Annotated in this window: 21 protein-coding genes and 2 pseudogenes; 5 read left to right on the forward strand and 18 right to left on the reverse strand. The window is 64.8% G+C overall.

Features of this window, described 5'->3' with window-relative positions; genetic code table 11:
• Positions 1-352 precede the first annotated feature (352 nt).
• From ACK543_RS10520 to ACK543_RS10535, 4 genes are read right to left on the reverse strand one after another with little or no spacing between them, the layout of a single operon-like run.
• A complete protein-coding gene (locus tag ACK543_RS10520) occupies positions 353-2,470 on the reverse strand; it encodes a sodium:solute symporter family protein (protein ID WP_409942803.1) in 2,118 nt (705 codons plus the stop codon).
• Positions 2,467-2,727, reverse strand: coding sequence for a DUF4212 domain-containing protein (locus ACK543_RS10525; protein WP_409942804.1), 261 nt, complete (start codon positions 2,725-2,727; stop codon positions 2,467-2,469). Before ACK543_RS10525 ends, ACK543_RS10520 begins: the two co-directional genes overlap by 4 nt.
• 57 nt (positions 2,728-2,784) lie before the next feature.
• Positions 2,785-3,396: a CDC27 family protein gene (locus tag ACK543_RS10530; RefSeq protein ID WP_409942805.1), complete on the reverse strand. Its 612-nt coding sequence runs from the start codon at positions 3,394-3,396 to the stop codon at positions 2,785-2,787.
• The gene (locus ACK543_RS10535; protein WP_409942806.1) at positions 3,387-3,683 is read right to left on the reverse strand and encodes a hypothetical protein; all 297 of its coding nucleotides are present in this window, start codon (positions 3,681-3,683) and stop codon (positions 3,387-3,389) included. Before ACK543_RS10535 ends, ACK543_RS10530 begins: the two co-directional genes overlap by 10 nt.
• 262 nt (positions 3,684-3,945) lie before the next feature.
• Here ACK543_RS10535 and ACK543_RS10540 point away from each other — a divergent pair, with 262 nt between their 5' ends.
• Positions 3,946-5,874: a DUF294 nucleotidyltransferase-like domain-containing protein gene (locus tag ACK543_RS10540; protein WP_409942807.1), complete on the forward strand. Its 1,929-nt coding sequence runs from the start codon at positions 3,946-3,948 to the stop codon at positions 5,872-5,874.
• A gap of 5 nt (positions 5,875-5,879) precedes the next feature.
• Positions 5,880-6,545 carry a 3'-5' exonuclease gene (locus ACK543_RS10545; RefSeq protein WP_409942808.1) on the forward strand — a complete coding sequence of 222 codons (666 nt, stop codon included), beginning with the start codon at positions 5,880-5,882 and terminating at the stop codon, positions 6,543-6,545.
• 21 nt (positions 6,546-6,566) lie between these two features.
• Here the strand turns inward: ACK543_RS10545 and ACK543_RS10550 are convergent, their stop codons facing one another.
• From ACK543_RS10550 to ACK543_RS10615, 14 genes are all read right to left on the reverse strand, one after another.
• Positions 6,567-7,229: a 2-hydroxychromene-2-carboxylate isomerase gene (locus ACK543_RS10550; protein ID WP_409942809.1), complete on the reverse strand. Its 663-nt coding sequence runs from the start codon at positions 7,227-7,229 to the stop codon at positions 6,567-6,569.
• Positions 7,230-7,306: 77 nt separating this feature from the next.
• Positions 7,307-7,561 (reverse strand): DUF1289 domain-containing protein, encoded by a 255-nt coding sequence (locus ACK543_RS10555; RefSeq protein WP_409942810.1) that lies wholly within the window; start codon positions 7,559-7,561, stop codon positions 7,307-7,309.
• A complete protein-coding gene (locus ACK543_RS10560; protein WP_409942811.1) occupies positions 7,558-8,085 on the reverse strand; it encodes a YbaK/EbsC family protein in 528 nt (175 codons plus the stop codon). The genes ACK543_RS10555 and ACK543_RS10560 overlap by 4 nt, the downstream gene beginning before the upstream one ends.
• Positions 8,086-8,110: 25 nt before the next feature.
• Positions 8,111-9,025 (reverse strand): hydroxymethylglutaryl-CoA lyase, encoded by a 915-nt coding sequence (locus ACK543_RS10565; protein ID WP_409942812.1) that lies wholly within the window; start codon positions 9,023-9,025, stop codon positions 8,111-8,113.
• 24 nt (positions 9,026-9,049) lie between these two features.
• Entirely contained in the window at positions 9,050-9,970 is a 921-nt protein-coding gene (locus ACK543_RS10570) for a 2-hydroxyacid dehydrogenase (RefSeq protein WP_409942813.1), read from the reverse strand.
• Positions 9,967-10,578, reverse strand: coding sequence for a DUF4276 family protein (locus ACK543_RS10575; protein ID WP_409942814.1), 612 nt, complete (start codon positions 10,576-10,578; stop codon positions 9,967-9,969). Before ACK543_RS10575 ends, ACK543_RS10570 begins: the two co-directional genes overlap by 4 nt.
• A complete protein-coding gene (locus ACK543_RS10580; RefSeq protein WP_409942815.1) occupies positions 10,575-11,774 on the reverse strand; it encodes an AAA family ATPase in 1,200 nt (399 codons plus the stop codon). Before ACK543_RS10580 ends, ACK543_RS10575 begins: the two co-directional genes overlap by 4 nt.
• A gap of 120 nt (positions 11,775-11,894) precedes the next feature.
• The gene (locus ACK543_RS10585; RefSeq protein ID WP_409942816.1) at positions 11,895-13,910 is read right to left on the reverse strand and encodes a biotin carboxylase N-terminal domain-containing protein; all 2,016 of its coding nucleotides are present in this window, start codon (positions 13,908-13,910) and stop codon (positions 11,895-11,897) included.
• A gap of 526 nt (positions 13,911-14,436) precedes the next feature.
• The gene (locus ACK543_RS10590) at positions 14,437-15,162 is read right to left on the reverse strand and encodes a DUF4126 domain-containing protein (RefSeq protein WP_409942817.1); all 726 of its coding nucleotides are present in this window, start codon (positions 15,160-15,162) and stop codon (positions 14,437-14,439) included.
• Between the two features lie 15 nt (positions 15,163-15,177).
• Positions 15,178-15,960 (reverse strand): enoyl-CoA hydratase/isomerase family protein, encoded by a 783-nt coding sequence (locus ACK543_RS10595; protein ID WP_409942818.1) that lies wholly within the window; start codon positions 15,958-15,960, stop codon positions 15,178-15,180.
• Positions 15,957-16,475 (reverse strand): DinB family protein, encoded by a 519-nt coding sequence (locus ACK543_RS10600; protein ID WP_409942819.1) that lies wholly within the window; start codon positions 16,473-16,475, stop codon positions 15,957-15,959. Before ACK543_RS10600 ends, ACK543_RS10595 begins: the two co-directional genes overlap by 4 nt.
• Complete coding sequence (locus ACK543_RS10605) at positions 16,472-17,407, reverse strand: dienelactone hydrolase family protein (RefSeq protein ID WP_409942820.1); 936 nt, start codon at positions 17,405-17,407, stop codon at positions 16,472-16,474. Before ACK543_RS10605 ends, ACK543_RS10600 begins: the two co-directional genes overlap by 4 nt.
• 34 nt (positions 17,408-17,441) lie before the next feature.
• Positions 17,442-18,320 carry an alpha/beta hydrolase family protein gene (locus tag ACK543_RS10610; protein ID WP_409942821.1) on the reverse strand — a complete coding sequence of 293 codons (879 nt, stop codon included), beginning with the start codon at positions 18,318-18,320 and terminating at the stop codon, positions 17,442-17,444.
• Positions 18,321-18,333: 13 nt separating this feature from the next.
• A complete protein-coding gene (locus tag ACK543_RS10615) occupies positions 18,334-19,938 on the reverse strand; it encodes a carboxyl transferase domain-containing protein (protein ID WP_409942822.1) in 1,605 nt (534 codons plus the stop codon).
• Between the two features lie 383 nt (positions 19,939-20,321).
• Between ACK543_RS10615 and ACK543_RS10620 the strand changes: the two genes are divergently transcribed.
• The 3 genes and pseudogenes from ACK543_RS10620 to ACK543_RS10630 form a co-directional block, all read left to right on the forward strand.
• Positions 20,322-21,440, forward strand: coding sequence for an AraC family transcriptional regulator (locus tag ACK543_RS10620; RefSeq protein WP_409942823.1), 1,119 nt, complete (start codon positions 20,322-20,324; stop codon positions 21,438-21,440).
• Positions 21,441-21,816: 376 nt separating this feature from the next.
• A pseudogene (locus tag ACK543_RS10625) lies at positions 21,817-22,330 on the forward strand (glutathione S-transferase family protein).
• A gap of 626 nt (positions 22,331-22,956) precedes the next feature.
• Positions 22,957-23,098: pseudogene (locus ACK543_RS10630) on the forward strand (IS110 family transposase); the annotation flags it as partial.

The following is a 23,098-nucleotide window of genomic DNA, read 5'->3' on the forward strand; positions in this document are numbered from 1 at the left end:
CCTTTGGGGTGACAGCGCTATGCACTTGCCAGCGCCGCTTTTGGAGCGCCATGCGGTGTTGCTCCTCCTTGCAGGCACGAGCCTGCCGCGTCGTCGCGCCTTGCCTGGCACCCCAACAGCAGCGCTGGCAAATGCATCCAACTGCCGTTTTTAGGGTGACAGTCCACCGCGGAGCGGCGGGCCTGGGGCCTTGAACTGCACTTCATCGAGGGCTTCGCGCGCGGGGAAAAAGCCATGGAATGGGTAGCGGCGGCACTGGACTGCTGCGCCCATGCTGGGCGCACATGGCAAAAGGCCCCGCCACTTCCGTGACGGGGCCTTTTTGAATCAGAGCCAGAGGCCCGCTATCCGCTCAATGCGCGGCACTGGCGGCCGAGGTTTTTCCATCCAGGCTGGGGTAGCGCACATGCTCCACCAACTCCTGAATATCCTTGCCGGGTTCCTTCGTCAGCAGCGAGACGATGATGATCACCGCAAAGCCCAGAGGTACACCAAACAGGCCGGCCGAGATGGGGGCAATATCCCACCAGGTATTGGCCTTGACGATCTCAGGCGTGATGGCGGTGCCATGCGTCAGCTTGTACAGCCAGGGCTGCGTGGTGACCATGTAATAGAAGGTAATGCCCAGTCCAGCCAGCATCCCCAGCGACGCGCCCCACTTGTTGGCACGTTTCCAGAAAATGCCCAGCGTCAACGCCGGGAAGAACGCCGCAGCCGCGAACGAGAACGCCGCCGACACCAGGAACAGAATGTCCGCCGGTTTCTGCGCGGCCACGTAGGCCGCGGCCAGTGCCACCACGAGCAGCAGAAGCTTGGACACCATCACGCGGCGTGCAGTAGAGGCATTGGGGTCCAAAACCTTGTAGTACAGGTCGTGCGACAGCGCATTGGCAATGGTCAGCAGCAGGCCATCCGCGGTGGACAGCGCAGCGGCTAGGCCACCCGCCGCCACCATGCCCGAGACCACATACGGCAGACCGGCGATTTCTGGTGTAGCCAGCACGATGATGTCGCCGCCGATGGAAATTTCCGCCAGCTGCAAGATGCCGTCGTTGTTGATGTCAACCACCGACAGCAGCGACTTGTCCACCGCGCTCCATCGCGCAATCCACTCCGGCAGGCTGGCAAACGGCGTGTTCACCAGCACCGTGTAGACCTCGTACTTGGCCAGCACCGCCAGCGCGGGCGCTGTGAAGTACAGCAGGAAGATGAAGAACAGCGACCAGCTCACCGACTCGCGCGCCTCGCGCACCGAGGGCACGGTGTAGTAGCGCATGAGGATGTGCGGCAGCGCAGCCGTGCCGATCATCAGGCAGAACACCAGCGCCAGGAAGTTCTTGCGCGCCACGTTCTGAGCCGCCTCGTCTTTGCCTGGGAAGGGTTCGGCATGGCGGATGGGCGGCGCGGCCTTGGCAGCATTGGATGTGCGCGCTGCCGTGTAGGCTGTACGGGCTTCGGCCTCGTTCTTGGGAAGGGCTGCCAGCGCGGCGGTTGCAGCGGTGATCTCCGCTGCAGGTGCGTTGGCCGCCTTCAGGTCATCGAGCTTCTTCTGTGCGGCGGCGCGGTCTGCTGCGAGCGAAGCATTCACATCCTTGAGCTTTTCCACCGCCGCATCCGAGCGGGCCTTGTAGAGGGCACGCACTTCCAGTTCTTTGGGGTCCTTGAGCAGCTCGGACTCCTTGGCAGTGACCTTCTCCAGCGTGTAGCCGTACACCGCCTGAGGCACAGGCACGCCGGTGTGCTTGACCGACAGCCAGACCACAGGAATCAGGTAGGCAATGATCAAAATGATGTACTGCGCCACCTGCGTCCAGGTCACGGCACGCATGCCCCCCAGGAACGAGCAGACCAGGATGCCAGCAAGCCCGGCAAAAATGCCGATTTCGAAGGCCAGCCCCGTCAGGCGGGACGTGATCAGGCCCACGCCATAGATCTGTGCGACCACATAGGTGAAGGAGCACAGGATGGCCGCCCCCACCCCGATCAGCCGCGGCAGGTTGCCTTCAAACCGTGCGCCCAGAAAGTCGGGAATGGTGAACTGACCAAACTTGCGCAGATAGGGTGCCAGGAAAAGCGCTACCAGGCAGTAGCCACCCGTCCACCCCAGGATGAACGCCAACCCGCCGTAGCCTGTCAGGTACAGGGTACCCGCCATGCCGATGAAGGAGGCCGCAGACATCCAGTCCGCCCCGGTGGCCATGCCGTTGTAGATGGCTGGTACGCGGCGCCCCGCCACGTAATATTCAGCCGCATCATTGGTGCGGCTCATGACGCCGATGCCGGCATACAGCAGCACCGTCGCCGCCAGGAAAAGGTAACCGATCCAGTTCTTGGGCAAGCCCATCTGTTCGAGCACTGCCAGCACCAGCACAAAAGCGACAAACCCGCCGGTGTACCAGGTGTAGACCTTGTTCAGGCCCTTTTTGAAGTCGCCTTGCGACTGTCCGTCTCCGCCGAAGAGTCCCATCATTCTTCTCCTTCGGCAACGCCGTATTCAATGTCGAGCTTGTTCATGTGGCGGGCGTAGTACCAGATGATCAGGCAATACACCACCAAGGCGCCCTGGGCGGCCACCCAGAACGAAAACGGCCAGCCAAAGAAGCTGAACGTCAGGTCGCGGGCGAAGAACACCACGACAAAGGTCACAAAGAACCAGATGCCTAAAAGCAGGCCGGTTATTTGCAGGTTTTTGCGCCAGTACTCCTGGTGCTTGGCTGTCAGTTGCATTGCTTGCTCCTCCATCTTGTAAAAAGAACACTCACGAACACCTACTCGACTTCAGCACTAAAAACCTGCTCGCAACCCGGTTTCCCGCTCCAGTTGCGCGGCCACCTTGGGCTCGAATCCTTTTAAATGGCGTATCACGGCACGCGCCTCCTCAGGCTGGTGCAGGTCGACATGCACGCGCGCCATCTGGTACCAGCCAAAGGGGCTCATGGGCTGCAGGCGGGTATTGCGCTCCAGGGCCTGCAGAGCCTCCTGAAGTCGCTCCTGGCGCACCAGCACCAGCGCCAGCCCATACCAGGCCCGGTCCATCTTCTCGTCGATCTGCAAGGCCGCCCGGAAGCCCTCCTCCGCCACTGCCCGCTGGTCCAGCTGCTCGGCCACATAGGCATGGTTGAAGTGGGCGTTGCAGTCCTGCGGATTCAAGGCCAGCACCTGCGCGTAGTAGTGCAGCGCCTGCTCCTTGTGGTCGCTCAGCAGCGCGTCATACGCCAGGCTGTTGAGCGCCAGCACGTCCTGAGGCCAGCGTTCCAAAATTCGCAAAAACACCGCCCTGGCAGCGGCCTTGCGGCCTACCAGCAGCAGGGCCTTGGCACGCCAGACCAGCGCCTGATGCTCCAGCCGCTGCGACCAGCGGGCCGGGGGAAGGGAAAGGCTCTGGGTCACTGGCATGCCTGCGCTCCCAGCTCCAGACAGATGTCGATCTTGAGCTTGACGACCAGCACCCAGGCCATGATCAGCCAGCTCGCCGCCGCCAGCGGAATATGCTGGTCGAGTACCAGGCGGGGACTGACCTTGCGCGTCAGCCACAGGCAGGGCTTGGCGGCCACATCCAGCATCTGCCAAAACACATTGGTGTGCCGCTTGGCCCCGGCCAGCAACCCCAGCAAAAATCGTCCCACGATGAACATCAGGGACAACTCGATCAGGCTTTTCAAAATGACAACGGTCAGGAGCATGGTGAATTCGATGTCTCGCTGTAAGGACAAGGAAAGGTGGGCGCACTCTGCGCAGGGTGTCTGACCGCTGGCTGACAAGCGGCTTATCGCTAACTTACAAACTCCGCACAAACCCTTCACTCTTTTTTTGCGATGCGATAAATCGATCGAATCGAAGACGTTCTTGCGGGAAAACACCGAGAGCTCCGAACGCCTTGATGAAGGTCAACAGCCGGCGCCAGAAGGACTTCTCGCAAGGCAGGAGCGGGCATAGACTGCCGCCATGGAAAAGTCGCCCAATCCGCCATCGGCTGCCAAGGCACCAGCGCCGCTGCAGCCATCGCACCACCTGCTGGCCAACTTTCGCCAAGACCTCCGCAAGCACCCCCCCTTCGCCCAGATGCTGGATGCTGAGGTGGACGATTTCCTGTCGCACTGCGAGCAACAGTATTTCGCGCCGGGAGAGCTGGTGATTGGACCGGACAGCGGTACCGTGCAGTCGCTTTACTACGTGCGCCAGGGCGCGGTGACGGGCACCCGGGGCATGGCGGACGCTGTGGGAGCCTTCGAGTACGAGGCTGGTGACCTCTTTCCCGTGAGCGCCGCCTGGGCTGGGCGTGCCGTCACGGCCACCTACCGCGCCAATACCGACACCTTTGTGCTGGTGCTTGCCGTGGCCCACATGCACCAACTAGCCAGCCGGAGCACCGTGTTTGCGCAGTACCTGAGCCAGCGCACTGCCCAGTTCCTTGCACTTTCGCGCCAGGCACTGCAAGCGGCCTATGCCGCGCATGCCACCACAGAGCAGTCGCTCGAAACCCGGCTGGGGACGCTTGTCGGCAAGAAGCCCGTGACTTGCGACGCCAAGACGCCGCTGCACACCGCGCTGCAGGCCATGCACCAGCAACGCCTCGGCTCGATGCTGGTGGTCGATGCCGCGCAGCACCCCGTGGGGATCCTCACACGCTACGACGTGCTGGGCCGCGTGGCGCTGGCCCAGCTGCCGCTGCACACACCCATCTCGAAGGTCATGGTGCAGCCGGTAAGAACGCTTACCAGTGAACACTCGGCGCAAGACGCGGCGCTGCTGATGTCGCGCCATGGCATCCGTCATGTGCCCATCACCCGCGACGGGGTGGCGATTGGCATGGTGTCCGAGCGCGACCTGTTTGCCATCCAGCGGCAAAGTCTCAAAAGCGTGAGTACGGCGCTGCGCACTGCCCCCGATGTGGCGACCCTGCAAGCCTCGGCCCATGACATACGCCGCCTGGCGCGCAGCCTGCTTGCGCAGGGCGTGCATGCGCGGCAGCTGACCTCGATGATCAGCCACCTCAACGATGTGCTGACCGAGCGCCTGGTGCAGCTCAAGGCCGAAGAATTGGGTGTGGACCTCCAGACATTGTGCTGGCTGTGCCTGGGCTCGGAAGGGCGGGGTGAGCAGACCATTGCGACCGACCAGGACAATGCGATCATCCTGCACAACGACGTGTCCAACGCATCGCGCGAAGCGATCCGCCAGTTCGCACACGCCGTCAACCTGGCGCTGGACGCCTGCGGCTACCCGCTGTGCCGGGGCGGCATCATGGCCGGGGAAAGCGGGTGCTGCCTCACGCTGGACGAATGGCGCGAGCGCTTCGGGCACTGGGTGGCGCAGGGCTCGCCGCAGGACCTGCTCAATGCCTCCATCTACTTTGATTTTCGCCCCCTGTGTGGCGATGTGGCGCTGGCCCAGGCGCTGCGCGCCGATGTGGCGCTGGCCGCGCGCAACAGCCCGCGCTTTCTCAAGATGCTGGCCCACAATGCCCTGAGCCGCAGCGTCCCACTGAACTGGCGCGGGGCTATCGACACTGACGACCAGGGCGCGCTGGACCTCAAGCTGCAGGGCGCGGCGCTGTTTGTGGACGCCGCACGCATCTACAGCCTGGCCCTGGGCGTGCAGGAGACCAACACCCGGCTGCGCCTGGAGGCGGCCGGCACGCAGTGGCACCTGCCCGAGACGGAAACCGGCGCATGGGTGGACGGCTTTGAGTTTTTGCAGATGCTGCGCCTGCGGGTGCAGTTGGAAGCGCGAGAGTCTGGCCAGGCCGTCGCCGCCCCACCCAACCGCATTGTGGTGAACCAGCTCAACGACATCGACCGGCGCATCCTGCGCGAATCCTTTCGCGTGGCGCGGCAGTTGCAGCAGCGGCTGCAGCTGGACTACGACCGGTAGCCGCCATGCAATGGCTGGAGCCGATCAGGCGCGCGCTGGGGCAGGCCCCCGCCTACACAGGTAACCGCTGGGTGATGCTGGACGTGGAGACCAGCGGCCTCAACATGCGCCGCGACCGGCTGCTGGCCATTGCCGCCATTGCGCTGCGGGTGGACTGGCAGCGGCGCACGCTGGGGGTGGCACTGGGCGACAGTTTTGAAGTGGTGCTGCAGCAGGACGAGGCATCAAGCAAGGACAACATCCTGCTGCACGGCATTGGCGCGCAGATGCAGCGCAACGGCATGCCCGCCGCCCAGGCACTGCAGGCCTTTGAAGCCTATGTGCAAGACAGCCCCCTGCTGGCCTTCCATGCCGCCTTTGACCGCACGATGATCAACCGCCATGCACGCCAGCACCTGGGGCATGTCCTGCCCAACCCCTGGGTGGATGTGGACCACCTGTGCGCTGTGACCCATGAGCAGGTGCGGGCCCGCGCGCTGGACGACTGGATGGCGCACTTCGGCATCCGCTGCGCCGTTCGGCACCAGGCCGCCGCCGACACCCTGGTGGAATGCGACCTGCTGCAGCGCATCTGGCCCCGCGTGGCCGCGCAGTGCGGCAGTTGGGCCGATGTGCAGCGCCTGGCCACCGGGCACCGCTGGCTGGCCCGCCACCGGGATGGCGGCGGGTGAAGGCCGGGCCATGCTGCGGGGTCAGCCCTTTTGGAGGCCCGAAGCAAGCATCGCGGGCGCTGCCCAACGGGCATCGCCTTCGGGCCCGGCAAACCAGTCGTCGCCCTCCAGATAAGCGCGCAGCATGGGCAGCCCGTCCAGGCCCCAGAACAGTTTGCCATCCACCTCAAAGGCCGGCACGCCAAACACGCCGGCCGCCTGCGCGGCTTCAGTGTTGGCGCGAAGAAGGGCCTTGGGCCGCTCGCTGCCCGCATCCTGACCGGGCCGGATCTGCTCGGCCAGCTCATCCGCCAGCGCAGCCAGCCGCCCGGCATCCAGCGCATCGTGCCCGCCCTGCCACACATGCCGCAGCACGGTACCGGCGACAAAGCGGTTGATCAGACCATCGTCACTGCACGCCAGCGACAGGCGCAGCAGCGGCAGCGGGTTGAAGGGGTGGCATGTGGGCATGTGCAGCGCAATGCCCAGTGCATGGCCCTGCCAGGTCACATGGCGGTAGGTCCACTCGCGCTTGGGCGCAATGCCCGCGGGGCCCGGGTTGCCATGCTGATGCAGCAGCGCGCCCAGCAGCACCGGCTTGTAGGCCACGCTGTAGCTCAGGCCTTCGAGCACGTCGGGCAGGCGCTCGAAGGCCAGCCAGGCATAGGGCGATACAAAGTCGAGATAGAACGTGATGCGTTTCATGGCGGTGGGCTCCTTGGTGACTTCATCCAACGCAGGGTACGTGCGGCAATCCGGCCTGGGGACCGTACCACCGCGCTTCAGACGGGTGGCGGGGCGATACCCGCGCGGGCCAGCAGCCGCCGCCAGATGCTGCGCTGCAGGTCGGCATTGGCACCCGACCAGATGCGGATCTCGTCGAGCGTGCGAAAGCAGCCCTCGCAATGACCGCCATCCGGCGACATGCGGCACACCGAGATGCACGGCGAGGGCACCGGCCCTGCAAAATCTTGATCAAAACAGCCATCCGCGCTCATCGCCTGCGCTTTTATAGCTATTAACTTTATAGCATTCACGATACCAGGACCTCTTGCACCGGGGCGGGCGCCTGCACCACATCGACCATGGGCGCGCCGGTCAGCCGGGGCAGGTCGGACGGGTGCAGCGCAAAGACGCCGTGCGGGTGCCCTGCGGCGGCCCACACCTCATCAAAACGCAACAGGTCCTGGTCAATCAGCGTCACGGGCGGCGTGGCATGGGCCACGGGCGAGACGCCGCCGATGGAAAAGCCGGTGCGGCTTTTCACAAAATCGGCATCGGCGCGGCCGATCTTGCCGCCCACATGGGCTTGCACCTTTTTTTCATCCACACGGCGGTCGCCCGATGTGACCACCAGCACGGCCGCGTCGTCGCTTTTGCGGCGAAAGATGATGCTCTTGGCAATCTGCCCCACGGCAATGCCCAGCGCATCGGCGGCCTGCTGGGCTGTGCGCGCGGCGTCGTCCAGCATCTGCGGGCGGTGGGGATGGCCCAGGGCTTGCAGCACTGCGGCCACGCGCTGCACGCCCTCGGGCAGGGGTTTCAGTTCCGCTCCACACATGGTCGTTGTCTCCTGAAGTGCAGCGTCAGCCCGCACGACGCGCTAGCAGGGCGTTGGCGGCACGCGAGTTGGGCTTGCGGCCCAGAAAATCGCTGATGAAGGCACCGGCATCGATGAGCTGATTGAGATCAATGCCGGTCTCGATGCCCATGCCCGCGAGCATGTACACCACATCCTCGGTGGCCACGTTGCCGGCGGCCCCCTTGGCATAGGGGCAGCCGCCCAGGCCCGCCACCGAGGTCTGGAAGTTCCACACGCCCAGCTCCAGCGCGGCCAGCGTGTTGGCCAGCGCCTGTCCGTAGGTGTCGTGAAAATGCCCGGACACCGCGTCGATGCCAAAGTGCTGCAGCGTGGCCGCAAGCGCACGCTGCACCTTGCGCGGCGTGCCCACGCCAATGGTGTCGGCCACGTCCACCCGCTGCACGCCGATACCCTGGAGCAGGCCGGCCAGGTAGGCCACGCGCTCGGGGGCGATGTCGCCCTCGTAAGGGCATCCCACGGTGCAGCTCATCGCGCCGCGCACGCGGATGCCCGCAGCCAGCGCGGCATCGACCACGGGCGCAAAGCGCTCAATGCTCTCGGCAATGCTGCAGTTGATGTTCCTCTGGCTGAAGGCCTCGCTGGCCGAGCCGAACACCACGATTTCGTCAGGACGGTCGGTCACCGCCGCCTCAAAGCCCTTGAGGTTGGGCGTGAGCACCGAGTAAGCCACCCCCGGCTGGCGCGTCATGCCCGCCATCACCTGGTGGTTGTCTGCCATCTGCGGCACCCACTTGGGCGACACATAGCTGGTGACTTCGATTTCCTTGAGGCCAGCGGCTTGCAGCCGGTGCACCAGCTCGATCTTCACGGCGGCGGGCACGGGCAATTTTTCGTTTTGCAGCCCGTCACGCGGGCCGACGTCGATGATCTGGACGCGGGATGGAAACCTGGAATTCATGGGTGATAGAAAAATAACACGCGATCAGTATCCACGCGCGGGGTTGACGATGCCCGCCACGCGCTCGCCGCGCTGCAGCGCTGCCATTTTGCGGGCGATCTGGGCGATGCTCTCGTCACGCAGCGTGCGTGCCGAGGTGTGCGGCGTGACGGTGATGCGCGGGTGCGTCCAGAACGGATGGTCTGCGGGCAGCGGCTCGGTGCGGAACACATCAAGCGTGGCTCCCGCCACATGGCCGCTGTCGAGGGCCGCCAGCAGGTCTTCGTCCACCACATGCGCTCCGCGCGCCACGTTGATCACGTAGGCGCCGGGCTGCAGGCGGCGCAGCGTGTCTTGGTTCATCACATGGGCAGTGTCGGGCGTGAGCGGCAGCAGGTTGACCAGCACGCGGCTGGCAGCCAGAAAATCATGGAACTGGTCCGCGCCGGTGAAGGCGCGCACCCCCTCGATGGCCTTGGCGCTGCGGCTCCAGCCGTTGATGGGAAACTCAAACTGCGCCAGCGCCTTGGCGACCCGATCACCCAGCACACCCAGGCCCATCACCCCGATGGGGTAGTCGCTGCGCAGGCGCGGCTTGCGGTAGCCCCAACGCCCGGCGGCCGTGTCGGCCTCGTAGCCGTCAAACTCCCGAAAGTGGCGAATGACCGCGTGGCACACGTATTCAGCCATCTGCACGGCCATGCCCGCATCGTCCAGCCGCACTACCAGAGCCTTTGGAGGCAAGCGCAGCTTGAGCAGCGCATCCACCCCCGCACCAATGTTGAACAGCGCCTTGAGCCCAGGCTGCTCGTCCATGAACTGCTGGGGCGGCGCCCAGACGACGGCGTAGTCGGCCTGGGGGGCGCCCGGTTGCCACACCGAAATGTCGGCCAGGGGCAACGCGGCAGAGAAGCCCTGGAGCCAGGGCTCGGGCTTGGCATCGGTACAGCAGAAAGTGATATTCATAGATTGACGACATTCGCCAACGCTTCGGTATGCCGAGACCATTCAGTGCAGAGCTTGCGAAATGAGCGGCTTCGGGAGAAGGCCTGCTGCAGGTCCATGCGGGCCGAGAATCCAGGTTGGTCAGTAGTTTCGCGATATGCGCCACTCGACATGCGATCACGCATCCAGCCTTTTGCGTTTCGCGGCAACTCGGGATCGGTTCCTCCGTCGGACCGTTGATAAGAAAAAGATCGCACGCCGTCCAGCGACTTTGCTGCAGCGATGAACCAGGCTTCGTATTCACGATTTGCCAACACGACGCCAACCGGTCGATGAGGAACCACCGCGGCAGCACGCTGGGCAATGTCGCGCCCTTTAGACATTGGGCAATCATCGTCGGCATCGAGAAGAATCAATATCCAACCACGGTCGCCGGACTTGGCCGCAGCCAGCTTCATATGCCGGGTGAACTCTTCTTCCCTGTTCAAAAATCGGTCTTTGTACACACGAATAGGCGCTAAAACATCAACGTAGACCTCGGGGTTACGCCACTCAGCGATCCGCCGCAGGAGTACTGGCAACGCTGCGACCTCTCCATCCCCCTCAACGATGGCCGACAGCGAAATCATGAGGAAAGGCTTCCGAACAAATCGTTTTGGCGTTGCCCATCCAAGAATGCACGGTCTGGTGCCAATTGGTTCAAACGCAGTAGCTCGCCAGCAGAAAAGAGATGGTTCCGCATCACTGACTTTGATGCCTCATCAAGCGGCGCGATCCTCGTCTCTCCCCCCTCTGACACCACCGCAAGCAGTTGCTCGGGAAGAATACTGGGCGAATCCAGAAGGTCCGGGCTGTGACTTGTCACGATGATTTGCGTCTGCTCTGCGGCTTTTGAAAGCGCCTCGCGCAACGCGGCGCTGGCCGCAGGATGCAGCGCAGTCTCGGGCTCCTCGATGCCAATAAGCGTCGGCGCGTAATCTCGGTTACCTTGGAACAAGGCGGTCAGTATGCCCAACGCCCTCAGCGTTCCGTCCGACATGTTTTGCGCTGGAAAGCGCATTGGATGTTTAGACCCTGCCATGTCTTGGCGAAACTCCAGCGTTTCGAGTGGCCCAATCTGCTTGCGCTCAACTCCGCGCACCATCGACACCACTGTCTGCAGATAACTCTGGATCTCCGCCATACGGTCGGGAGCAACGCGCTCCAAATGACCAAGGACACTTACGATATTTTCGCCCACGGGTTTCAGCAACCGTCCGTCTTGAGGTTTCTGAGGCTCGCGCATGAGCTTCGGATTCAAGTTGTAGAAGCCCATAGAGGTCAATGCATCAAATACGGGTCGAAACACCGACATACCTGAAACACTTACCAACGCCAGCCGGTCAGAGGTGATCGCTGGGAATGTAGGCTCACTACTGGAATGGAGTTCACCCCGTTCGGTGCGAAAGTATGGACCTTTGCCTTTCCCGTTGACAACGCACTCTTCCGCCTGCACTTCGTACCCGCGGCCAGGGAGCGCTCCGACGTTAAAAACATAGTAGCCAGGCAATCCTCCGGGCAAGGTAAATTCAAGCCGAATTCCGAAATTGGTCGGATGGCCGCTTGATCGCCGACGGACTTCTGTCAAGCCTCCACGCTCGTTTAAGGCGTTATCGAGCGAGCCCGACAACGCGTCACGAACCAAATGGAGCGCGTCCAGAAAGTTACTCTTCCCGGATCCGTTTGCACCAACCAGGTAGGTCAACGCCCCTAGGCGAACATCGCAGCTCCCGATGCTTTTATAGTTCCGTAAGACGATACGGTGCAAGAAGATAGGCGATTTCATTCGTGCCTCGCACAGTGTTCCCTACCGGGGCTCGGGACTCGTAAAAGAAAATCAAGATTTCCGCTAGGAAAAGAGGGGCAATTCAGCATAGCTCTATTCTGAAGCAACCCTCACCCAAATCTAAACCGTCAGCTTGAGCAGTTCGGCCCCTTCGGTCACCTGGTCGCCCGGCGCGTACAGCAACTCAGCCACCACGCCATCGGCTGGCGCGGCAATGGTGTGCTCCATCTTCATGGCTTCCATCACAGCCAGCGGCTGGCCCTTGGCGACCTGGTCGCCCGCCTTCACCGCAAACGACACCACCTTGCCGGGCATGGGGGCCGTCAGGCGACCGCCTTCGGCAGCGGCCTCGCCCGCATGGGCCAGCAGGTCGATGGCGGTGATCTGCGTGGCGCCCAGCGGGGTGAAGATGTAATCCACCTCGCCCTGCGCATAGACGGCGGCGCGGGTGCGCTGGCCGCCAAACTGCAGCTCGATGCCTTGCGCCACCGCGCTGAATACCAGCGGCCCCGCCACCTGCGCGGCGCTCTCGCCCACCGCCAGGTGCAGGCTGCCGCCACGCTCGTACGTCAGCAGCGCCTTAGCGTGCTCGCCACCGAACTCGAATTCAAAGCGGCGCTGCACCACGCCGTGGGTGTGAAAGCCATCGCGGCGGCTGAAAGGATCGACGCCTTCGCTGGCGCGTTCCTTCAAGAGCGTCTGCGCCACCGCTGCCGCAGCGGCCAGCGGCAGGCCCACCGGCTCCTGGTGGAACAGCACGGCCTGTTCGCGCGGGATCAGCGCGGTATCGAGCCTGGCGCTGGCAAATGCACCGGTGCGCGCCACGCGGCGCAAAAACTGCACGTTGGTGGCCAGGCCCACGATGTGCGTCTGCGCCAGCGCCTCGTCCAGCCGCGCCAGCGCCTGCTCGCGCGTGTCGCCATGCACGATGAGCTTGGCCACCATGGAGTCGTAGAAGGGGCTGATCGCATCGCCCTGGCGCACACCGGAATCGACACGCACCACACCCCGCTCAAACGTCACGCACTCGGGCAGCGCATACACATTGAGCGCGCCGGTCGCAGGCAGGAAGTTGTTGTCGGGGTTCTCGGCGCAGATGCGCGCCTCGATGGCGTGGCCGGTCATCCGCAGCTCGTCCTGCCGCAGCGGCAAAGGCTCGCCCGAGGCCACGCGCAGCTGCCACTCCACGAGGTCCAGGCCGGTGATGGCCTCGGTCACGGGGTGCTCCACCTGCAGGCGGGTGTTCATCTCCATGAAGTAGAACTTCATCTGCCCGGGCGCGTCGTAGCCGCCCGGCTGCTCGACGATGAACTCCACCGTGCCTGCGCCCACGTAGTTCACGGCCCGCGCAGCAGCCACGGCGGCTTCGCCCATGCGGGCGCGTAACTCTGCCGTCATGCCGGGGGCGGGCGCTTCTTCCAGCACCTTCTGGTGGCGGCGCTGCACCGAGCAGTCGCGCTCGAACAGGTACACGCAGTTGCCCTGCGTGTCGCCAAACACCTGGATCTCGATATGACGCGGGCGCTGCACATACTTTTCGACCAGCACAGCGTCGTCGCCAAAACTGTTGATGGCCTCGCGCTTGCACGAGTCGAGCGCGGCCGCAAAGTCCTCGGCCCGGTCCACCGCCCGCATGCCCTTGCCGCCGCCGCCTGCGCTGGCCTTGATGAGCACCGGATAGCCAATGCGGTCGGCCTCGCGCTGCAGCAGGGCCGGGTCCTGGTCTGCACCGTGGTAGCCGGGCACCAGCGGCACCTGGGCCTGCTCCATCAGGCGCTTGGACTCGGCCTTGAGCCCCATGGCGTTGATGGCGCTGGCAGGGGGGCCGATAAACACCAGCCCCGCGTCGGCGCAGGCCTTGGCGAAGTCTTCGTTCTCGCTCAAGAAGCCATAGCCAGGATGAATGGCCTGCGCGCCCGTGGCCCGGGCGGCCTCGATGATGCGCTCCCAGCGCAGGTAGCTGTCCTTGGGCGCGCTGCCGCCGATGTGCACAGCCTCGTCGCACACAGCCACATGCTTGGCCTGCGCGTCGGCATCTGAATACACGGCCACGGTTTTCACGCCCAGGCGCTTGGCTGTGGCGGCGACACGGCAGGCGATCTCGCCGCGATTGGCGATCAATATCTTTCTGAACACGGCTTCCTCGCTCTGGCTGCTCTACGGGTTTAAATAAGGGCTTGATGGCTCGTGGATCTGAATAGGGACCGGTATTCGGCACTTTGACAGCATCAAGTAGCGCTCGACCTGGGAGACCAGTTCCTGCGGCCACCAAACCTGGTCCAAGCGCAGCTCCGTACCTTGCAGGTCTACGCTCCATAGCTCACGCTTCTCACGACAGCCTCGCACTGACAAGTCACGAATCTGCCCCCACGGATAAGCAATAGATTTGCTCCAAAAACGGGCCGGCAGCCTTAGCGCTTCGTGCGTAAAGAGAACTACAGGCCACGGGCGTAATGCTCGATAGAAAACTATCGCCACTCCAAGGAGAACCAAGGCTAATGACCCATAGCACAGAAGGGGAGTGCCCCAATAGTGAACAGCACCGGCCACCCCCGCGAGTAGGGTCGGAGTTAGTACTAAAAGCGTCCTCCAGACGCCTTCGTATATCCCATCGTCCCGCAGCTGGTATTGAGAAATCACGCGATTCTTTCTGTAGTTAGCATCACAATGCGGCCCCTGCCTTGCTGGCGCCTTCAGCTTCCATGACTTTGCGCACCACCGCACGCAAAAACCTGAACAACACCACCAGCAGCAGCACCGACGCGGCCACCATCACCACCAGTGCCACACCAAACGCCACCGGGTGCTGCGTGGCCAGCCAGACCACCGCGACCACCAGGCCATCCTCAAAGAACGACAGCCCCCAGTTGGAAAACGGCTCGGGCGAGGTGTTCACCGCCGCCCGCGTGGTCATCTTGGTCGCCAATGCCGTGGCCGACAGCGAGCCCCCGAGCAGACCCGCCACCACGGCCAGCGTGGCGTTGTCGGCACCGAACACGCCATAGGCCAGCGCAGCACCGGCAGGCACGCGGATGAAGGCATTCACCGCGTCCCACGCGCTGTCCACCCATGGCAGCTTGTCGGCAAAGAACTCCACCAGCAGCATGCAGCCGCTGACCAGCAGCACGGCCGGGTGCTGCAGCATGGCCAGGCCCGGCGGCAGGGGCATCCAGCCCAGCGCGCCCATCATCCCCACCAGAAACACCACCGCATACAGCCGGAACCCGCTGGCCCAGCCCAGCGCTGCCGCCAGGGCCAGCAGGCTGGGCATATCGAGCTGCGCGGTGGCACTGGCCGCCGCATCGCCCACGGCGCGTGCGGTGCTGCCATCCACAGGCAGCCCCAGCGTGTGGAGCCACTGCACGACGTTGAACCCAGGGGTGTCCATGGCGTGGTCGTGCGATCAGCCAAGCCAAGCGGGTTGACGCTTGTTTAAAAAAGACTGCACACCCTCCTTGCCCTCCTCGCTGGCGCGAATCTCGGCAATCCCTTCGACCGTGGCTGCAATCAGATCCGCATTGATCTCGCGCTCGGCCACATCGATGACCAGCTTCTTGCACACGCGCACGGCGTTGGGGCTGGCCGTGGTCAAGGCATTGAGCAGTGCATCGACCTTGGCATCGAGCTGGTCGGCAGCCACCACCTCATGCACAAAACCGATGCGCAACGCCTCGGCTGCGCCAAAGCGTTCGGCCGTGAGGAAATAGCGGTGCGCTGCACGCGCACCCATGGCCCGGATCACATACGGGCTGATGGTGGCGGGGATCAGCCCCAATTTGACTTCGCTCAGGCAAAAGCCTGCTGTGTCCACCGCCACCGCGATATCGCAGGCAGCGACCAGACCCATGCCGCCCGCATACACATCGCCCTGCACACGCGCAATGGTGGGCTTGGGGCATTCATAGATCGCGCGCAGCATCTCGGCCAGCTTGTGGGCATCGGCCAGGTTTTCATCGCGGGTGTAATCGGCCATGCGGCGCATCCAGTTCAGGTTGGCGCCCGCGCAGAAGGCGGGGCCCTGCGCGCCCAACACCACCGCACGCACATCAGCGCGGCCGCCCACCTCGGTGAATGCGGCCGTTACCTCCGCAATGACCTCATCACTGAAGGCGTTGCGAATCTCGGGCTGCGCGAGGGTGATGCGCGCCACGGCGCCTTCGTAGGTGATGTGCAGGTAGTGGGTCATGGCGTGCCTCCGGCCTGTTCGGCCCGAATGAAGTAAACGAGGTCGATCACCGGGCAAGCGTGGCCCAGTGCGGTCAGCGCGGCAGTGATTTGCCCGCGGTGGTGGGTGCTGTGGTTGAACACATGCGCCAGCGTGGCGGCCCATGGCAGGCAGAGGGCCTCGCCCCGGGTGGTGGTGTAGGCAAGCGGCCCCTCCCAACGCTCATCAGGCCATGCAGCGACCAGCGGTGCCCAGCGGGCCGCGCCATCGCGCAGGCGTTGCGCCAGTCGCTGCCGGTCGGTCTCCACTTCGGCATCCAGCGCCACGCTGGGCGAGCGGCCCTCGGCAAACCGCACAAACCACAACAGATGCTCACCCACCAGCAGGTGGTTGAGCGTGCCGTGGATGCTGCCAAAAAACAGGCCCACATCACGGCGATAGTCGGCGTCAGGCACGGCCGCAACAGCACCGAGCAGGCGATCTGTTGCCCACGCGTTGTAGCGCGCCAGCAGGCCGAAGTGTTGCGTGGGGTTCATGGTGTCACCCGGGTACCGAGCACCCGGCTCCAGAACGATTGCAAGGCGGCCAGCGACTGCGCGCGCGCCTGGGGGTTGCCGCCCTGGTGCACACCCTTGGCCGAGGTGCCGTTGGGCACATCGCCGCGCAGGCGCACCGGGCCCGTGCCATCAAAGCCGTGGTAGCTGCCCTCGTACACCTGCACGGTGACATCGCTGCCGGCCCGGGCCTGGAGCGTGGCGGCCCAGTCCACGCAGGGGTGCGCGGGGGTCCAGTCGTCCAGCGCACCCAACTGCATGAGCAACGGCACGGCTTCGGCCACCGCCTGCCGCCGCAGCAAAGGGCCGCAGCCGGGGTAGAACACCGCAGCGCCCGCCAGCGGCGGCTCGCCCGCCTGTGGGTGGGTGCGACGCTGCTCCAGCAGGTTCAGCGTGGTGGTGCCGCCGTTGGACCAGCCCAGCACGCCCAGGCGCCGGGCGTCCACGCCGGGTTGGGCGGCCAGCCACACCAGCGCGGCGCGGGCGTCCTGCACGCGGTCGTTCACACTCACGCTGCGGTCGCTGTACCGCGTCTGGCACACATCGCTCAGGCCGCGTGATCCGAAGCTGTCGGGCATCAGCACGGCATAGCCCGCCGCATGCAGCGTTTCGGCCGCTTCGCGGTAGCGCGATGAAAGGGCACCGCCCTTGGCATACAGGCCACCACAGCCGTGCAGAGCCATCACAGCGGGCTGGGCGGGCACACCGGGCTGCCCTTTTGCCGGGGCGGCCAGCGGGGCCGGTAGCCAGTGGGCACGCAGCACCACGCCCGAGGGCAACGGTATGTCCACACGCTGCAGGGCCCCCGCCTGGGGCGATGTTTGCGCCCACGCCGTCAGGGCACTGCCGCAAACCGCCGCAGTGCAGGCCAGCAGCCTCAGGGCCTTGGGAAGCGATGCAGGGAGGAAGGGCATATCGGCTCTTTCAGTGACTCAATCGCTCAACGTTTCACGGACGGTTCGCGGGCGCAAACCCGTTGGCGTCCAGAAACTCCGACACGGCAGGCTGCCAGACCTCGGGAAAGCGCGTGAACAGGGAATGTCCGTCTTCCCCATGCGGGGGAAACTGCACAAAGCGGGCCTTGCCGCCCGCCTGCGTGAAGGCGGCATGCCATTGCCTGGGCAGTTGGGGGCCAAAGAACATGTCGTTTTCGGTGTAAATCCACAGCATGGGCACCTTGGCTTGCGCGCCGTATTGCCCATAGGTGCGCTCGAGCACCGCGGGTGAGCAAGGGTTTTGAGGCCGGCCTTTGGGGTCGCCGCCACTGCCTCCGGCAAAGTTGATGGCTGCCTGCACGCCAGGTGGGTTCATCGCGGCCAGCGCCACCGTGCTGGCACCGCCAAACGATTGCCCGATCACCAGCACACGGTCGGGTGCCACATCGGGGCGCTGGCGCACGGCATGGAGCGCCGCCAGCATCTGCTGGGCCGCTGCCGCAAAGGCTGGCGCAAAGTTGCGGTTGTTGCAGGCCCCGGTGTCTTCCACGTCTTCGCCGCCGCTGACGCCGTAGCCCACGCGGGTGGGCACCACCACCACGAACCCCCTGCGCAGCAGGTAGCGGGATGCGTCGGTGTAGCGTGCGCGGCCCAGCGCAGCACGGCCCTGGGCATCGGGCGCGCGCCCGTGTTTGACGATGGCAATGGGCGCTGGCCGGGGGTTGGCATCGTCCGACCACACGGTGACCCGGATGGTTTGCGCAACCTCCTTGCCCCAGATGTTTTTCACCGGAACGGGCACATCCATCTGCTCCTCGACCACGCGGGCCTGCGCGGCACCCACGGCGGTGGCCAGCATCCATGCCAAAGACCAAATCCACGATGCGCGCATATCTCACACTCCTTTACATGCGGAACAGGCCGAACCGGGTGTCTTCGATCGGCGCGTTGCGCGTGGCGGCCAGGCCCAGCGCCAGCACGCGGCGGGTGTCGGCGGGGTCAATGACGCCGTCGTCCCACAGGCGGGCGGTGGCGTAGTAGGGGTGGCCCTGGTCTTCGTACTGGCGGCGGATAGGGGCCTTGAAGGCTTCTTCTTCCTCCATGCTCCACTGCCCGCCCCTGGCCTCGATGCCGTCGCGCTTGACGGTGGCCAGCACGCCCGCCGCCTGCTCGCCACCCATCACGCTGATGCGCGCGTTGGGCCACATCCACAAAAAGCGCGGCGAGTAAGCGCGGCCACACATGCCGTAGTTGCCCGCGCCAAAACTGCCACCGATGATGATGGTGAACTTGGGCACACTGGCGGTGGCCACGGCCGTGACCATCTTGGCGCCGTTGCGGGCAATGCCCTCGTTTTCGTACTTGCGGCCCACCATGAAGCCGGTGATGTTCTGCAGAAACACCAGCGGAATTTTGCGCTGGCAGCACAGCTCGATGAAGTGCGCGCCCTTGAGCGCCGATTCGGAAAACAGGATGCCATTGTTGGCAATGATGCCCACCATCATCCCCTCGATGCGGGCAAAGCCGGTGACCAGCGTGGTGCCGTAGCGGGCCTTGAACTCGTCGAACTCGCTGCCATCGACGATGCGGGCAATGATTTCGCGCACATCAAAGGGCTTGCGCGTGTCCACGGGGATCACGCCATACAGATCATCTGCTACGAATTTAGGAGCTACCGAAGCCCTGTCATCAAGCGCAACCGCCTTGTTTTTATTGAGATTTCGCAACGCATTGCGGGCCAGCTGCAGCGCATGCAGGTCGTTGTGCGCCAGGTGGTCGGCCACGCCGGACAGGCGGGTGTGCACGTCGCCGCCGCCCAGGTCCTCGGCGGTGACGACCTCGCCCGTCGCGGCCTTGACCAGCGGCGGCCCACCCAGAAAGATGGTGCCCTGGTTTTTGACGATGATCGATTCATCGCTCATGGCGGGCACGTAGGCTCCGCCCGCCGTGCACGACCCCATGACCACGGCAATCTGCGCGATGCCCATGGCGCTCATGTTGGCCTGGTTGAAGAAGATGCGGCCAAAGTGGTCACGGTCCGGGAAGACCTCGTCCTGATTGGGCAGGTTGGCGCCGCCGGAGTCCACCAGGTAGATGCATGGCAGGCGGTTTTGCTGCGCCACCTCCTGCGCGCGCAGGTGCTTTTTCACCGTCATGGGGTAGTAGGTGCCGCCCTTGACCGTGGCGTCGTTGCACACGACCATGCAGTCCACGCCGCTCACGCGGCCAATGCCCGCGATGACCCCCGCGCAGGGCGCATCGTCGTTGTACATGTTGAGCGCTGCCAGCGGGGCCAGCTCCAGGAACGGCGTGCCAGGGTCCAGCAGCATCTGCACGCGCTCGCGCGGCAGCAGCTTGCCCCGCGCCGTGTGCTTGGCGCGAGCCGCTTCACCGCCCCCCTGGGCCACCTTGTCGAGCTGGGCGCGCAAGTCATCCACCAGCGCGCGCATGGCGGCGGCATTGGCCAGAAAGTCTGCCGAGCGGGGGTTGAGTTGGGTCTCGAGAATCATGCAGGTTCCGTCGAATGTCGTGAGTTGGATGGGGTGCCACGGACTGGCCCGCAGTCCCAAGGGCCAGGGCGCAGCCCCTGCGCGGGCCGCCGTGGAGCCGACCTTGCCCTGCCAGGGGCAAGGCCCGCCCGGGTGCAGGGTGCGAGGCGGCTCGGGCGGGTCATCGATGCAGCCCGTCGTGGGTCAGGCCAGCGCACGCAGATCGATGATGTCGTCGTAAATCTTGCCCCGCTGGGCCGTGCCCGTCCACCAGCGGTGGGGCGTTCGTTGCGGCTGCATTCGTCACGGGTGTTGTCTCCTCGGTGATCCGGCCCTGCGGCCTGGGTGGTCTGTGGGCCGCGATGCGTAAGCATAGAAGCCTGGGCCCCTGGTGGGTGGACACAATGGTTGCAAATCGTGCCACTGCTGGCACACTCTGCGACGTGACGCCCCCCACCCCTTTTGCTGCCCCGCAAGCCCCGCCCACCACCACTCCTGCGGCCACGCCCATCGCCTTTGTACGGGCCATTGTGCTGGCCTACACGCAGCGTGGCCTGAGCCCCGCCCACGCCCTGGCCCAGGCACAAATTGCGCCGCCGCTGCTGCACGACGACCATGCCCGCATCACCGCCTGGCAGATGGAGCAGATCTCTGACGCCGCCATGCAGGAGCTGGACGACGAGGCCCTGGGCTGGTTCAGCCGCCGCCTGCCCTGGGGCAGCTACGGCATGCTGGCGCGCGCCAGCATCAGCTCGCCCACGCTGCAGGTAGCCCTGGCCCGCTGGTGCCGCCACCATGGGCTGCTGGTGGACGACATCGCCCTGCGCCTGAGTACCCAGGGCGACACGGCCACCCTGGCGATCACCGAGGCGCGCGACCTGGGCGCGCTGCGCGAGTTTTGCCTGGTGTCGGTGCTGCGCAATGCGCACGGGCTGGCGTGCTGGCTGGTGGACTCGCGCATCCCGCTGATTGCCGCCGAGTTTGCCTTTGCCGCGCCGCCCCATGCCGATGCGTATGCCGTGCTGTTCCGCAGCCCCACCACCTTCAGCGCACCGCGCACCGCCCTGCACTTTGACGCCCGCTACCTGCCCCTGCCCCTGCGCCGCGACGAGCCGGCCCTGCGCCAGATGCTGCAACACGCCCTGCCGCTGACGGTGCTGCACTACCGCCGCGACCGCCTGCTGGTGCAGCGCGTGCGCCAATTGCTGGCCGCGCCCCTGGTCAAGCCCTCCGGCCAGCCCGCGCACGCCCTGCCCCAGCACAGCGCCGAATCGCTGGCGGCGCTGCTGCATGTATCGCCGCGCACGCTGCACCGGCAGCTCAAGGAAGAAGGCGCCACGCTGCAGGGGCTGAAAGACGAGGTGCGCCGCGCCCGTGCCATCGACCTGCTGCACCGCACGCAACGGCCCATCAAGCAGGTGGCGGAGGCGGCAGGGTTTCTGAATGAGAAGAGTTTTATCCGGGCGTTCCGGGGGTGGACGGGGCAGTCGCCGGCGGAGTTTCGGAGGATGGAGCGAGCGTGAGAGCCTCACGCAGGGGCCGAACCATCGGGGCCCGAGGGTTCCGCTGCCGTTGGTGATGCTCACACGGCTGGTTCCGAGATCAAGCTCACCGCCAGGAGACCACGGCCAGCACTGCTATCGACCGCCCATCACACGCTGACCGCAAGGCACGAGCCTACGGGCTTGACAGGCCTTGCTTCAACCATGAGATTTGTCGGATCTATGCGATTGCTGGTCCAGGGCACCCCACCGAGAGCCCCTTGTGGGGACCGCGTTGCCTGTGCCAAGGCCTGTAACGTGCAATGTGTCGATCAAGCGACCACCGCATGTGGCCAAAACAGGCGCACACTACGGCGCGAGAAATGACAGCAAGCGAGCCAAGGCCTACAGTTCTTCCATGCTCCACCTCCACCATTGCATCAGCGCCCGCTCTTTCCGCCCCCTGTGGATGCTGGAAGAGCTGAAACTGCCCTACAAGCTTCACATGCTGCCCTTCCCGCCGCGCGCCAAGGCGCGGTGGTTCCTCGACGAAAACCCGCTGGGCACCGTGCCGCTGCTGGTGCAGGGCGATGTGCGCATGACCGAATCGGCGGCCATGTGCCAATACCTCGCTGCCACGCACCCCGATGCGGGGCTGGACGTGGCGCCCACGCACCCGGCCTATGGCGCCTACCTGAACTGGCTGCACATGAGCGACACCACGCTGACCTTTGCGCTGACGCTGGTGATGCGCTACGGCCGCTTTGAACCCGCAGACCGCCAGCAACCGCAGGTGGTGGAGGACTACCGCCACAGTTTTCTGGCCCGACTTCGAGCAGCGGCCCGGCTATCAGCAGGCCATGGCGGCGCAGTTACAGGCGGCCGAAGACCAAGGGGTGCCAGACACACCGGCGCCTGATATGCGGCCCTGAGCGGCAGGGGCGCGTTGTACCTGCGCCGTTTTCACGCCTGCGCTCTCGACGACGCGCCTCCTACCGTTCGGGCTGAGCTTGTCGAAGCCCTGCGCCGCGCTTCGACAAGCTCAGCGTGAACGGTTGTGAGAGCGGTGAGCGCGGTGAGCGCGGACAAGAGCTGGTGGTCACTTGTCTTTAGCGATGCACTCTTGTGGCTATCTCCTCCCCGTTCGGGCTGAGCTTGTCGAAGCCCTGCGCTGCGCTTCGACAAGCTCAGCGTGAACGGCTGTGGGCGCGGTAAGCGCGGTGAGCGCGGTGAGCAAGGACAAGATCTGGCATGGCACTTGTCCAACGCCACGCATTCTTGTAGCCATCTCCTCACCGTTCGGGCTGAGCCTGTCGAAGCCCTGCGCTGCGCTTCGACAAGCTCAGCGTGAACGGTTGTGGGCGCGGTAAGCGCGGACAATAGCTGGTGGTCACTTGTCTTTAGCGATGCACTCTTGTGACCATCTCCCTACCGAATGAAAGGGACTTCCCCGTCCCAAGTGAGCCGCGCCCCGTGGGGGTTGCGGTTTACGGCAACGAAGTGCCACGATGGAGAGGCGAATCTTTTCATCAACTCACTTTTTCTGGAAGGGGAAGTCATGGCAATCGTAACGGTTGGAATTGATCTGGCAAAGAGCGTTTTTGCGGTGCATGGTGTGGATGAATGCGGCAAGCCTGCGCTGGTGCGCCCCGAGGTGCCGCGCGGCAAGTTGCTGGAGCTGGTGGCCAAGTTGCCGCCTT

This window comes from Acidovorax sp. (assembly GCF_046341535.1).
Classification (GTDB): domain Bacteria; phylum Pseudomonadota; class Gammaproteobacteria; order Burkholderiales; family Burkholderiaceae_C; genus Acidovorax.